This window comes from uncultured Brachyspira sp., assembly GCF_910578695.1.
Classification (GTDB): Bacteria; Spirochaetota; Brachyspiria; order Brachyspirales; family Brachyspiraceae; genus Brachyspira.
This window is the reverse complement of record NZ_CAJTQJ010000002.1, coordinates 34081-48729: the sequence shown is the minus strand read 5'-3', so window position 1 is coordinate 48729 and position 14649 is coordinate 34081. Positions and strand designations below refer to the sequence as shown.

The 14649-nt window shown below is 28.5% G+C and carries 13 protein-coding genes; 6 read left to right on the top strand and 7 right to left on the bottom strand.

Annotated elements, in window-relative coordinates; genetic code table 11:
* Positions 1 to 104 precede the first annotated feature (104 nt).
* The 4 genes from epsC to QZ288_RS00975 all read right to left on the bottom strand — a co-directional run bounded on the left by epsC (position 105) and on the right by QZ288_RS00975 (position 4142).
* Positions 105 to 833 (bottom strand): serine O-acetyltransferase EpsC, encoded by a 729-nt coding sequence (epsC, locus tag QZ288_RS00990; RefSeq protein WP_295154010.1) that lies wholly within the window; start codon positions 831 to 833, stop codon positions 105 to 107.
* Positions 834 to 957: 124 nt separating this feature from the next.
* Positions 958 to 1596: a hypothetical protein gene (locus QZ288_RS00985; RefSeq protein WP_295154008.1), complete on the bottom strand. Its 639-nt coding sequence runs from the start codon at positions 1594 to 1596 to the stop codon at positions 958 to 960.
* Positions 1597 to 1645: 49 nt separating this feature from the next.
* Positions 1646 to 2560, bottom strand: a complete 915-nt coding sequence (locus QZ288_RS00980; RefSeq protein ID WP_295154006.1) for a cysteine synthase family protein — start codon at positions 2558 to 2560, stop codon at positions 1646 to 1648.
* Positions 2561 to 2702: 142 nt separating this feature from the next.
* A complete protein-coding gene (locus tag QZ288_RS00975) occupies positions 2703 to 4142 on the bottom strand; it encodes an aminoacyl-histidine dipeptidase (RefSeq protein ID WP_295154004.1) in 1440 nt (479 codons plus the stop codon).
* Between the two features lie 229 nt (positions 4143 to 4371).
* On the opposite strand from QZ288_RS00975, the gene QZ288_RS00970 reads away from it, so the two are divergent.
* The 3 genes from QZ288_RS00970 to QZ288_RS00960 are packed head-to-tail and all read left to right on the top strand — an operon-like array spanning position 4372 to position 8233.
* Positions 4372 to 5445: a ribonucleotide-diphosphate reductase subunit beta gene (locus tag QZ288_RS00970; RefSeq protein WP_295154002.1), complete on the top strand. Its 1074-nt coding sequence runs from the start codon at positions 4372 to 4374 to the stop codon at positions 5443 to 5445.
* Positions 5446 to 5464: 19 nt separating this feature from the next.
* Positions 5465 to 5911 carry a hypothetical protein gene (locus QZ288_RS00965; protein WP_295154000.1) on the top strand — a complete coding sequence of 149 codons (447 nt, stop codon included), beginning with the start codon at positions 5465 to 5467 and terminating at the stop codon, positions 5909 to 5911.
* A gap of 3 nt (positions 5912 to 5914) precedes the next feature.
* Positions 5915 to 8233 carry a ribonucleoside-diphosphate reductase subunit alpha gene (locus tag QZ288_RS00960; RefSeq protein WP_295153998.1) on the top strand — a complete coding sequence of 773 codons (2319 nt, stop codon included), beginning with the start codon at positions 5915 to 5917 and terminating at the stop codon, positions 8231 to 8233.
* A 100-nt stretch (positions 8234 to 8333) separates the two neighbouring features.
* Here the strand turns inward: QZ288_RS00960 and QZ288_RS00955 are convergent, their stop codons facing one another.
* The 3 genes from QZ288_RS00955 to QZ288_RS00945 form a co-directional block, all read right to left on the bottom strand.
* Positions 8334 to 9122 (bottom strand): ATP-binding cassette domain-containing protein, encoded by a 789-nt coding sequence (locus QZ288_RS00955; protein ID WP_295153996.1) that lies wholly within the window; start codon positions 9120 to 9122, stop codon positions 8334 to 8336.
* A gap of 15 nt (positions 9123 to 9137) precedes the next feature.
* Positions 9138 to 10046, bottom strand: coding sequence for an ABC transporter permease (locus QZ288_RS00950; protein ID WP_295153994.1), 909 nt, complete (start codon positions 10044 to 10046; stop codon positions 9138 to 9140).
* A gap of 105 nt (positions 10047 to 10151) precedes the next feature.
* A complete protein-coding gene (locus QZ288_RS00945) occupies positions 10152 to 11111 on the bottom strand; it encodes an ABC transporter substrate-binding protein (protein WP_295153992.1) in 960 nt (319 codons plus the stop codon).
* 409 nt (positions 11112 to 11520) lie between these two features.
* Between QZ288_RS00945 and QZ288_RS00940 the strand changes: the two genes are divergently transcribed.
* Genes QZ288_RS00940 through QZ288_RS00930 form a run of 3 tightly spaced genes read left to right on the top strand, consistent with a single transcriptional unit; the run spans position 11521 to position 14588 of the window.
* Positions 11521 to 12003 carry a hypothetical protein gene (locus QZ288_RS00940; RefSeq protein ID WP_295153990.1) on the top strand — a complete coding sequence of 161 codons (483 nt, stop codon included), beginning with the start codon at positions 11521 to 11523 and terminating at the stop codon, positions 12001 to 12003.
* A gap of 31 nt (positions 12004 to 12034) precedes the next feature.
* Entirely contained in the window at positions 12035 to 12592 is a 558-nt protein-coding gene (locus tag QZ288_RS00935; protein WP_295153988.1) for a hypothetical protein, read from the top strand.
* Between the two features lie 22 nt (positions 12593 to 12614).
* A complete protein-coding gene (locus QZ288_RS00930) occupies positions 12615 to 14588 on the top strand; it encodes a TonB-dependent receptor (RefSeq protein ID WP_295153987.1) in 1974 nt (657 codons plus the stop codon).
* The last annotated feature ends 61 nt before the right edge of the window (positions 14589 to 14649 follow it).

Sequence of the window (14649 nt, the reverse complement as noted above, 5' to 3'; positions counted from 1 at the left end):
GAAAGCTGATTATAAAAATTATAAGCTAGTTTACTATTAATAAAAACAATTTTTATAAGTAATAAAAAATCAAAAGCCTGAATTTATATAAAATAAAGCCTTATTTATACAGACATATTTTCATTAAATAATACTTTTTCATTCTCTCCCACAGACTCTAAAACTATACAGTTAGCCCCTATTACAGTATTTTCGCCTATTACCGTATTTCCTCCGAATATAGAAGCATTAGCATATATTGTAACATAATTACAAACTGTAGGATGTCTTTTTTGCCCTTCTAAACTTCTTCCATCGGTTAGAGATAATGCCCCTAAAGTAACTCCCTGATATATTTTTACATTATGCCCTATTATAGTAGTTTCTCCTATAACTATGCCTGTACCATGATCTATAAAAAATGAATCTCCTATAACGGCTCCAGGATGAATATCTATACCAGTTTTTGAATGGGCAAATTCAGATATAGTTCTTGCTATTAAATATTCTTTCTGTTTATAGAATATATGTGCTATTCTATAATGAAAAATAGCTCTAAATCCTGGATAAGTTAATACTATTTCATCATAAGATTTTGAAGCAGGATCAGACTCGAAAAAAAATTCCAAATCTTTTTCTAAACTTAAAGTTATATCATCAATCTGCTCCATAAAGTCTAACAAAAAAAAATCATTAGCAACTATTTTTATATAAAGCTTTTCTATTCTTTTTTTCAAAATATCAATATTTAAGCTTTCTCTGAAAAAATTAGGAAAAATATAATCTCTTATAAGCTTAACCATATCCTTAATATCTTTTTGACTAGGAAGCTCATTAAAAGCTTTTAATTTCATAAAATATCCTTTCAATTCCAAGTATATATTTCATTTGTATCAGAAAAAATACATAGAATTTTTATCTAAATCATTTAATTCTTCTAAAAAATAAAATTCGGCGTTTAATTAATCATTATAAAGTTTAACGCTTTCCAAAATGAAAACCTATAGCAGCCATAGCACCTATTGAATGATGCTTATTTATATTATAGCCTCCTCCGAATAAGTTATTTATATCTCTTTTATCAAATATCATATATTCATAAAAAATATTAATTCCGAATACGATAGCCATTGTTTTATTAATATTATAGATTCTATTTTCTAAAGATAAATTAATGTACGGAGATATTGGAACTTTATTCGGTTTTATATTTAAATCATCTATTATAGGTATAAATTTAACGCCTGAAGATATGCCGAAAGCTAAATCTATTCTTGAATTTAAAACGGGAGTAAATATAAACTTTAATGCCAAGCCTGTTGTTATTGCACCTGCATTTACTTGATTTATTTTATAATCAGCATTTTTTAAAGATATCATTCTTGCATCTATTCCTGTATCAAATAATAAACTCATACTCCTAAAAGAAGATTTATTTATAGGGAAGTTATAACCTAATTGTAAATTTAAATCTAATCTCGGCTCAAAAACTTCGCCTGTTAAATCAGTAAAGCTGTCAGATAATCCAAATTTTGCCGTAATGCCTAATTCAAAAGCAGGAAAAAGCATGCTTGAAAAAATAAATATAAAAGAAATTATAAATATTTTCAATTTCATTTATTTGTCTCCTTAAAATAAGGTATAATTTTTTAGAAGAATTTACTTCTTAATTCCAAGTATATCTTTCGCCTGTATCAGGCAGTATGCAAAGCATTTTAATTTTTTTATCTAAATCATTTAATTCTTTTGAGAAGTCAATAGCTCCGTAAACGCAGGCTCCTGATGATATCCCTACCAATAATCCTTCGCTGAAACATATTTCTCTTGCAGTATTTATAGCATTATCATTAGATATATCTATTATTTTTGATACTACATTCAAATCCAAAATTTCAGGTATAAAATTAGCACCTATGCCTTGTATTTTATGAGGAGAAGCTTTTCCCTTTGTGAGAAGAGGACTAGCCTCAGGTTCTATTCCTATAAGCTTAGTATCTTTATTATTATCTTTCACATAATTTCCTATTCCTGTTATTGTACCGCCTGTACCGATACCTGCAAATATATAATTAACATCAGGAATATCTTTAAATATTTCCGGTGCTGTTGTAAGATAATGTGCTTCAACATTTGACTTATTAGTAAACTGCCCAGGTATTATAGAATCAGGAGTATTTTTATTTAATTCTTCTGCTTTTTTTACAGCAGCATCCATTCCGCCATCAACTAATTCAAGTTTTGCTCCATAATCTCTTATAAGCTTTCTTCTCTCCTCCGACATAGATGAAGGCATAACTATTATAACATTAAGCTTCAAATATTTTCCAACAGCAGCCATAGCAATGCCTGTATTTCCTGAAGTAGGTTCTATTATCGTAGAGCCTTCTTTAAGCCTGCCTTCCTTAAATAAATTAAGAATTATCTGCTTAACCGCCCTATCTTTTACTGATCCAGCAGGATTATTTTTTTCTACCTTGCCGTACAATTCTATATTTTTATTTAAACCAAATTTCTCTTCTATATTTTTCAATCTTAATATAGGAGTATTTCCTATTAATTCAAGCATATTATTGTATATCATATATAACTCCGAATAATATATTTCAGTACATATTAATATATATCATATATAAAAACAATACTAAAAATAAATTTTATCGATTTTTTTTATTATAAGCATATTCAAATATATTTATGCTAAAACTATTATACAATTTAAATAATCATTCTATATTTATAATGAGTTCTTTTAAAACTTTCCACATAGTATCAACTGAAGATATGCTTAAATGCTCCTTAGGGGTATGAACATCCCAAATATTAGGTCCCATACTTATCATATCAACATTAGGCAGAGTTTTTTTTAATATTCCGCATTCCAAACCTGCATGTATAGCCTTTATTTCAGCATCTTTTCCTGTTACTTTTTTATATATACGAAGTGCTGTATCTTTTACTTTAGAAAAAGCATCATATTCCCAAGCAGGATATTCGCCTGCTCTTTTGAAATCAGCATTTGTTCTTAAAGCGGCAGATTCAGCTCTTGAAACTATTTCATTTAATGAACTTGAAACAGAACTTCTTATAGATATTGTAAATGTCAGTTTATTATTTTCTTCTTTAAGAATACCATTATTGGCACTAGTTTGAACCAATCCTTCAATGTCCTTACTCATATAAAGTACGCCGTCTGGAGCAAGCATCATAAAATCTATAATATTATTACTCAATTCTTTAGTATAGCATTCTTCAGCATTTTCATATTTTGAAAAAGTTATTTTTAAATTAGGATCTTCAATTTTGTATTCAGATTTTATATTATCAGCAGTTTCTTTTATAATAGATATTACTTTATCCATATCATAAGCAGATATAACAGCATAAGCATATTTTGCAATAACATTATGTTTAGCCCCTCCTTCTATGCATACGATATTAATATCATTTTTTACTGCATATAAAAGTCTTCCCAAAACTTTAATAGCATTTGCCCTTTGATTATTTATTTCTATTCCTGAATGTCCGCCTTTAAGCCCTGAAATATCAATTTTTAATGCTTCATTATTATTAGCTTCTTTTTTTATATTAAAATCAGCTAAAGCATTAAGTCCGCCTGCACAGCTTACCAAAAATACACCCTCTTCTTCAGCATCTATATTTATAAGAGTTTTTCCGCATAAATACTCTCCTGTAATTTCAAATGCTCCGTCCATTCCTGTTTCTTCCGCTGTTGTAATTAATAATTCTAATGCAGGATGTTCTATACATTCAGAATCAAGTAAAGCAAGTCCCATAGCAACAGCAATTCCGTCATCTCCGCCCAAAGTAGTATTATTAGCCCTTAATATATCATTCTCTATTATCAATTCAATACCATCTTTTCTAAAATTATGATTGGAATCTTTAGTCTTTTCGCAAACCATATCCATATGACCTTGAATAATTACTGCATTTCTATTTTCATACATTTTTGAAGATTTCTTTTTAATTATGACATTATTTTCTTTGTCCTGATAAACTTCTAAATTTCTATCTCTTGCAAATTTCACTAAAAAATCGCTGATTTCTTTCTCATATCCTGATTCTCTTGGAATACTGCTTATCTCATAAAACCATCTGAAAACTTCTTTGGAATCAAGATGCTCAAAACTGCTTAAAAACATATAAAACTCCTTAAAATCATATAAAGCACTGTATTTTATAAGTAATTAAAAGATTATACAGCAAAAATTTAAATATTGTAATAAAAATCCAATAATTTTATTTGTATTATATGTATAATAAAGTATAAAAAATAAATAAAAATATATCCTTGACAAATATAAAAAAAAAATTAGAATAACTAATTAAATTCGTAGTTTAATTTTTAACATATATTATTACGGAGAAAAGATGAAAGTAGTAGATATAGATAAAAAACCTCAAAATGAAAGAATTTTTTTCGGAGATTTTGGGCATTATATAAGGGTTGATTCTGTAAGTCATGAAATAGCAAAAAAACTTAAAGAAGCAAGCGAAGGTAATACTTGGTTCTCAAAAGAAGTAGATTATAAGTCAGACAAGACAAAATTTTCTTCATTGCCTGAAAATGCTCAAAGGGCTTTCAAACTTAATATAGCATATCAGACATTAATGGACAGCGGAGTTACTTCAGGGTTTTCATCTGTATTAAATAGAATAGTAACAAGTTCAATATGGTCTATACTTTATGCAAGAATAGCCATAGAGGAAAACATACATGCTGAAAGCTATTCATACGGGCTTTCTGAAGTTTTCGGTCATGAGGCTACAGAAACATTAGATTTAGTTTATAATGATGAATTTGTAAAGCATAGAATGGAAAAAGAAGTGGAATTATTTGGAAATGTTAATGAATTATGCAATTTAGAAAATTCTAATGCCTCTTTAGATGAAAAAAAACAGGCAGTGCTGCAATTATTAACAGGTATTTATCTTCTTGAAAGCATAAAATTTCCTTTTTCTTTTCTTGTAACATTTACAATAAATAATAGTTATGATAATGCAATAGCAGGCTTTACAAAAACTATAAAATTAATAGCACATGATGAGCTTAATGTTCATGTGCCTACAGGAAAAAATTTAATATCAATATTAAGAAAAGATTCAAATCAGGGCTTTACTCATTTATTTAATAATGGCTGGTATAATAAAATAGCAGCTGAAATGACAGATTATACGGTAAAAGAAGAAATAAAATGGGCAAAATATCTTTTTGACGGAAAGGAAGTATCAGGAATAAACTCATCTATAAGTGAGAATTTCATAAAATATTGGGCGGGCGTAAGACTTAAGGATTTAGGAGTTGAAACAGAATATTTATCCGAAAAAAAGTCAGATATTATAGATTGGTTTAACAGCTATAGGGATATAAATAAGCAAAATGCCGCTTTGCAGGAAACAACTAATACATCTTATCAAAAAGGTGCTTTGAAAAACGATTTATAAAAAAAGGAGAATATTTTTTATGACATTAGAAATTTTTGAAAGTTTAACAGATGCAGAAAAAACCGCTCATATTAATCATTTATTAGCACTTCATCCAAGTTCTTTATCAAAAGATGATAAAGATATATTAAATTTACATTTTTATACCAAATCATTAGAGTACCATAAACTTGAGCTTGCAAAAGAAACTTGCCCTTATTGCGGTGAAAAGGGTTTTGATTCTGATAAGAGCCGTCATAATTTTATAGGCTTTATGCTGCATGATAAATGTTTAGATGATTTGGAGGATTATTTTAAATTTCATTTTTCAAAAGATGATGAAACTATGTGTAAAATTGATCATGTTGATATAAATGCAGTTTTCCAAATGATTGCTGATGCTAGAAAAGATTTTAATAATTTATTAGATGTTTTAAAAAATAAAAATATTATCTCTAATGAAGACATATCAAACATTAAAGGATAATTCATGCTTAATTTGGTTGAAGGTAAAAAACATATTATAATAAAAAGAGACGGAAGAGAAGAACCTTTTAATGAAGAAAAATTAAGAAAAGTTATAGATTGGGCTACTGAAGGAAAAGAAGTTTTCAGCAATAAATTATTGGAAGGACTTAATATAAAAATTAATGATAAAATGAAAATAGAAGTATTATATGATGAACTTATAAATACAGCTGTGAATATGATAAGTACTTTATATCCTGTATATGATACTATAGCAGAAAAACTTTATTTAATGAAAATATATAAAGAAACATGCGGGCTAAAAAAAATAGGCTCATATCCTCATATAAAAAATTTCCTAAAAAAAGGCATAAAATATAAAATATATGATAAAAATATAATAAAGCTTTTCACAGATAAGGAATTGGATAAAATAAATTCTATGATAGATCCTAATAGAGATTTATTATTTACATACAAGGGATTAGCCATTTTCTATAAAAAATACTGCAAAAATATAGGAAATAAAAAATTAGAACTGCCTCAAATAACATATATGACGGCAGCTATGTTTTCATTTTATGATGATTATTATAAAGGCGAGAATAAAGATAAATTAGAAATAAGCAAATCTGAAAGACTTAAATATATAAAAAGAACTTATGATATGCTTTCAAAACATGAAGTTACCTTTGCAACACCTAGAATAGCAAATAGTATGACTATAAAAGCACAGTTAGCAAGCTGCATACTAAATACTCCAGATGATGATACTTGGAGTCTTAATCAGACTGACGGCAATATGGCATTATACTCAAAATTTTCAGGCGGCATTGCTTATGATGCTTCATATATAAGGGCATCGGGGTCAACTATACAAACTAATAGAGGGCGTTCAGACGGTCCTATACCTTTTATAAAAAGAGTTGAGCAGACTATATCATCATTCAATCAGGGGGGCGTTCGTAAAGGTGCATGCGTTATTACTTTTCCTTGGTGGCATTTGGATGTGCTTGATTTGATAATGCTTAAAGATGCAGGAGGTACTGAAGATACAAGAGCCAGAAAATTGGTTTATTCTATTAGAATAAGCAATATTTTTAGAGAGAGAGTTAATAAAGATGAGTATATAACTCTTTTTGATCCTAAAGAAACTCCGCTTCTAAATGAAGAATACGGAGAGAAATTTAATGTTGCTTATATGTATTATGAAAGTAAGTCTTCTATAAGAAAGAAAAAAATAAAGGCTAAAGATTTATTATTTCAAATATTAAAAGTAAGACAGGAAACAGGAAATTTATATTTAACTTTTGTAGATAATATAAATGAACAGAATATGGTTAATAGATTTGTAGGGGCTTCTAATCTTTGTCAGGAAATAGTTATACCTTCCTACCCTTCAAAACTCATAAAAGAAAAATATATCATAAATGAAGAGGGAGAATACGAAATTATACAAAGAAAAAAAAGCGGAGAAATCGGAATATGTAATTTAGTATCAGTAAATTTAATGGCTTGGATAAATTTCACTCCTGAAAAGAAAAAATCATTCTGCTATACACTTCTAAGAGGATGCGATAATATTATAGACACTCAATTTTATCCTGTAAAAGAGGGAGAAATAGCAAATAAGAAAAACAGACCTATAGGCATAGGGGTTATTAATTATGCTAATCTTCTTGCTTCAAATAAATTAAAGTATACTGATAAAGATGCTTTAGAGTTTACAAATAAAGTTTTTGATGATTTATACTATCATATATATGAAGCATCTAATATATTGGCAAAAGAAAGAGGGGCTTATAAAACATTTAATGAATCTAAATGGAAAGAAGGATTAACTCCTTTTCATATATCATTATTAAATAATGAAAAAAATATTCTCAATGTAAGCACATATAAAGAAAAATGGGATAAGCTTGCAGAAAAAATAAAAATAAACGGAGTAAGATTTTCATTTCACGGTGCAATAGCTCCTACAGCAACATCTGGAAAAAGCATATCTGCCACAGAAAGCATAGAGCCTGTAGTAGATTTATTCTTTGTAGAAGAAGGTATACAGACGCTTCCTAGTTTGGTTCCTAATATAAAAAAGAATAGAGATTATTATCAAAGATGCTGGACTATTCCTGCTAAAACTATAATAGAACTTGCTGCTGTAAGACAAAGGTATATAGATCAGTCTCAGTCTTTAAATTTATATTATGTGAAGCCTGATTCGGCTAAAGAGCTTTGGAATGATATTCAGTATGCTATGGATTTAGGATTAAAAACACTTTATTATATGAAAACGCCTAAATCTAATTTTGAACTTGAAGAAGTATGCGAATCCTGCACATAAAAATATATTAACATAATATTGTTAACATATTTAATAAGAACTATATATTTATAATTTTTAATATTTATTATTAATCAAAAAATACAATAATATAAATTTATTAAGAGAGCAGCAGCTTATCGCTTAAAGAACCATCAGCAGTTTCAAATTTTTTGAGCAAGTCGGATATTTCTAAAGACTTTTTTTCCTCGCCTGAAACATCATACACAATATTGCCGTCATTCATCATTATAAGTCTGTTGCCATAATGAATAGCATCTTTAATATTATGAGTAACCATAAATGCAGTAAGTTTATCTTCTCTGATTATTTCTTCTGTAAGGTCTAATACCCTTTTAGCAGTTTTCGGGTCAAGAGCTGCGGTATGTTCATCTAATAATAAAAGTCTTGGTTTTTTCAGTGTAGCCATAAGAAGCGTTAAAGCCTGCCTCTGTCCTCCTGATAGAAGTCCTACTTTAGAATGAAGTCTATTCTCAAGCCCCAAATCAAGTCTTTTTAATTTTTCAACATACTCACCTCTTTCGGCTTTAGTTATGCCCCATCTTAAAGTTCTTCTTTTACCTTTTCTTTTGGCAAGTGCAAGATTTTCTTCTATGCCCATATCCGAAGCTGTACCAATCATAGGATCTTGAAATACTCTTCCAAAAAGTACGGCTCTTGCATATTCTTTTTTATCAGTGATGTCAATTCCATCAACAAATATACTGCCGTAATCTACCTCATAAACTCCTGCAATCAAATTTAAAAGAGTAGATTTTCCTGCTCCGTTTCCTCCTATAACAGTTACAAAATCACCGTCATTTAATTTAAGATTAACTCCTTTAATAGCCTTCTTCTCTGTGATAGTTCCTCTATTAAATGTTTTATAAACTTCTTTTAATTCCAACATAAAGCCCCCAAATAATTATTTTCTTTTACCGCCTACAACTCTAGTAACCTTTTTATTTAATACAGGTACTGAAAGAGCAATAGCAACTATTACAGCAGTAAGAAGTTTCAAATCGCTTGACTTTAATCCCAATTGAAGAACTATAGCTATTATTATCCTATATATAATAGAACCCATTACAACAGAAGCGAGCTTATACCAAAAAGAAAATCTGTTTCCGAATACTACTTCGCCTATTATAACAGAGGCAAGCCCTATAACTATAGTACCTGTTCCCATACCCACATCAGCATATCCCTGACTTTGAGTAACTAAAGCACCTGATAAAGCCACTAATGCATTAGATATCATAAGTCCTATTATCTTCATCACATTAGTATCAACTCCTAATGCTCTAATCATTCTTTCATTGTTTCCTGCAGCCCTTATAGCACAGCCCATCTCTGTACCAAAAAACCAATACATTATTATTATAATCACTGCAGAAAATATAAATCCTACAAGCAAATCAGATAATATTTTATTTAAAGACAATAAATTCTGAATTATAGTTAAAGAAGTACTCATTCCTAAAAGAGGTATATTAGGTCTGTTTCCCATAACTCTAATATTTATAGAGTATAAAGCTATCATAGTAAGAATTCCTGCTAATATACCTGGTATTTGAAGTTTAGTATTCAAAAAGCCTGTTATAAACCCTGCAAGAGAACCAGCCGCAAAAGCAAAAAATAATGTAGCAAAAGGATTCATTCCATTTTGAATGAGCATAGCACTCACAGCACCGCCCAAAGCAAAACTTCCATCAACTGTTAAATCAGGGAAATCCAAAACCTTAAATGTAATATAGACACCAAGAGTCATTATTCCCCAAATAATACCCTGAGATGCTGCACCTTCTATAGCTAGAAAAATTCCTTGAAGCATTTAAACCCTCTTTTATTATTTATTATTATTGCGGATATATTATTTATTATTTATATAAAAATTGAGTATTAATAATATATGCTATTAATACTCAAAAATTATATTTTATTTATATAAAGATTCTGGTATTGTTATTCCTATGCTATTAACCATATTAGTATTAACTACCAAATCAAAAGTTTTTAAAGTTTCTATAGGCATAGATGCAGGTTTTTTTTCTCCTTTTAATATGGCAGATGCCTGAGAAGCTGTTAACTTTCCAAGTTCATAATAACTTATTGCATAAGTAGCAGTGCCTCCCAGCATAGTCATACCGCCCTCTCCGCAAACTACAGGAAGTTTAGCAGGTTCAGCAGCTAAAGCAACTGTAGCCATACCAGCAGCAATCATATTGTCTGTAGGCGTATAAATAGCTTCAACTTTTCCAATCAAACTTTGAACTACCTGCTGTATTTCATTAGCTGATGTTACTGATGCATCTATATATTTTATTCCCATAGAGTCTAATTTTTTCTTTGCTATATCTATTTGAAATACTGAGTTCTGCTCGCTTGAACAGTATAAAAGCCCCACTGTTTTTAAGTTAGGAGTAATTTCATTTAATAATTCAATTTGTGCTTCTACAGGAGTTAAATCAGAAGTTCCTGAAACATTTCCGCCCGGAGCATTATTATCAGCAACTAATTTTGCTGCTGCAGGATCTGTGACTGCTGTAACTAATATAGGTATATCTTTTGTCATATTCGCTACAGCCTGTGCTGCAGGTGTTGCTATTGCCAATATTAAATCACTTTTATCATTAACGAACTTCTGTCCTATAGTTACGCAATTAGCCTGCTCTCCTTGAGCATTCTGATAATCTATAATAATATTTTTACCGTCTTCATATCCTGCTTCTTTAAGTCCATCAACAAAACCTTTATAAGAAGCATCTAAAGCATCATGCTCTATTAATTGAAGAATTCCAATTTTGAATACTTTATCTTCTGCATTAGATGAAGAAGATGAATTGCAGGAAATAAACATCATTGACATTATGATAAAAAGAAAGCAGAGATATTTCATAATAAAACTCCTAATTATAATAAAAAATTATTAAAACTACATATAGTAATTATACTATATATAATAATAATGTCAATTAATAATTATAAATTGATAAAATGTTTTATTGTACTTTATATATTATTTTTATACATATAAATTTATTTTTTTGTCAGCTTTTAAGTAAATTAATAAATATAAAAATTAATTGACATAAAAAATATATTTGTTATAATTTAACACTAAAAAAATATGGGAATGAGGGTGAAAATCCTTCGCTGGCACGCAACCGTAAAGTTTAATTTTATAATTTTTATAAATTAATAAAGTTAACGAAGTCGGATACCATTTAAATAGGCGAGTGCACTAGAACAATCATCAATATGCACTCCTTTATTAAACTATTTTTAATTTAAGAAGGAGTATTTTTATGCAAAAAAAAATTAAAATCTTATCAATACTATTAACAGTATTATTTTTAGCAGTATCATGCAATAGTCCGCATAATCCAAAACAGCCGCTTTTTCAAAAATGGCAGGATAAATCTTATAGTGATTCTCAATATGTTATTACAGGTTTATCATTTGATAGTTTATATCAAGGAAACAAAAGCTACTCTTTTGATATAAAGTATATTGATTGGAACAAGAGTTATACTGAGGGTATAATATATGGGCAATATACAGCTAATGATGATACTTCAGTAATTGGAAAATGGTATGCTGTTTCATTTAAAGATTTAACTGAAACAACTATAAAAATTTGCGGAGCAAGTAAGCAAATAGAAACTGATCCTGATACAGGATTTGGAATTTTTGATTTTTCTGCTGAAAGTTTAGAAGAAGCTAAAACAAAATTTACAGAAGCTAATGGTTATTTTAGTTATTATTCAGACTGTATAGCTGTAAAATAATTTAAAGTTTTTTGAGTTTAAAAGATTTGTTATGAAAATAAAAAAATCATATTTACTAATTATAATATTTTCTATAATATTTTCATTAACTATATCATGTTCTAATCAGCTAACTAATCCTAATAATATAAATACATCATCTGTTAAAGCTGTAACTTCAGGAATACATATTATACAATACGGCAGTAAAACTTCTGAAGTTAATGCAGCTTATAAAGATGAGTTAAAAAAATTATGGCTTGGTTTAGTAGCTGGGAAAACTGTTTATAAAGCAAATAATTATACTGCTGTAAGCGGAAAATTTGATGATAAAGGCAATTATTATGACATTACTGACCAATCAAATATCAGAACAGAATTTATAGAATCTGCAGTATATGAATACAATAATAAAAAATATCTTGCCGGCATATATTGGGATAATAAAATAGGGATAGGAATGCTGGAACGCTACAGACTTATTATAACAGATGAAAACGGAGAAGAACAGGCTTGGTACGGCGGCGGAAATGATAAAGATGTTAAACCAAATGAAAATACTCATTGGACTAAATATAATTTTGTTTTCGGATATTTAAAAAATTATTAATTAAAAAATAATATAAATAAAAATGAAAAAATTAAATATTTACGCCATAGCATTATTTATTATAATATATATATTTTTTAAATCCCATAATATAAATGCTCAGACTTATCTTATAAAAGAATTTAAAGGAGGCATTTGGGTTACTTCTGAAGTTCAGATTACTAATGCATCTCAGACAAATCAATCAAAAAAATATTCTCCTCCAAAAATGCCCATAAAAGCAAACAGCAGTATTATAACTTCTGAAGATATAGAAAGAATGGGATATAATAATGCTCAGGAAATATTAGCCAATCAGCCCGGCTTTGTGAATAAAGGTAATTATATGGGAAATGAAGCTGTTGACTCAGCAGGTGCTAACGGCGACAATATAAAAATATATATTAATGGTGTTCTTATGAATACAGCCAAAGGAAATGCTGATGCAGGTGTTGATTTAAGAAGGATACCTGCAAATCTAATAGAATCCATTGAAATAATAGGAAATAGTATTTATATTATCACTAAAGCTCCTTTAGAGGATATACTTTTAATATCATTAGGATATGGTGCTTATAATACTGTAATTCCTTCAATACTTTTTTCAAAAAATATAGATAAAAATCAAATATTTACTTTTACAGCAGATTCATATTACAGCGATGCAAACTATCATTATGATTTTATAAATTTATCAGGAAAAAGAGTGAAGGGAAATATAAAAGATAACAGGCAGTTTATACTAAGCTCATCAGCAAATTATAAATATATTTTACCTAATAAAGATTATATAAATGCATTTGCTAATATATCATATTCAAGTTCATCTGCTCAATATCAAATACCTCCTATAAGCAAAACTGATTCTTGGTTTAATTTTACTACTTTGGCATCATCTTTATCATATAACGGATTTTCAGATGCATTAAATTATAAAATAACATTATCTTATTTATTTGATTCTTTTATAGACAGACCTAATTTTCAAGACGGTAAATTTATATCCGACTATAAATCTCACGGAGCAGCTTTAAATGTATCGCTTGACAGAATGGACGAATTTATACCTAACACTATTACAATGTATAATAAACTTACTACTGAATATAGATTTGATATACTTACAGAAGATACAAATGCAATAGAAACTAATTTTTATTATTATCCTCAAAGACATTCTATTTCATTGCAATATGATATGCAGCTTTCTTTCGGATATTGGGATAATGCTGCCCCAATATTTATATTGCTTCCAAGCATAAAATACGAATATCAAAATGAGCATTTCAAATATAATAAGAACAATAATTATTTAGCATATAGTGCGGGATTTTCTTTAAACTTTTATAAAGGATACAATTTATTTTTTTCCTATTCAAGTGATTATACCTCCCCTACTTTTAATGATTTATATTATGGGCAATTTAGCAACCCTAACTTACTTCCAGAAAGCTATAATCAGCTGTTTTTTAAACTAACTATAGAGCCTATTACAAATTTAAAAATAGAAGCCTCTTATACTTATACAGTATATACAAATAAAATAATTTGGGAATATTCAATCCCTCAAAATACTGATTCAGCAGTTTCGCATATATTTACATCAAGTATAGGATATGATATAGAATTTGCTAAATACCATAAAATAAAAACAAAAGCAGGCTACTCTTATCAGCTTGCCTATATGGGTAAAGACAGATTTCCTAAAATAGGGCTTCCAGAACATACGGCAAATGCATTATTAGGCTATGATTTTATACCGCAAAGTAAAGTATTAACTTCATTATCTTTAAATATTTACTATATCTACTCTGCAAAAAGACCTATAACAGAGAATATACCTATCTTTTACTCTGAGGCATTTCATAATTTTAATATATCATTTTATTCTATATGGTTTGAACATTTAATAATATCTGCAAATTTTAAAAATATTTTCAATAAAACTCCAATACTGTCAGCCTACTCTATTGCTAAGCCTTTCACTTGGGAATTTGAAATTGGATACAATTTTTAATATTTGATGCAGTTATAATAAAAACTACAATGTTTTTTCTAATGATTTACGAATATACTCA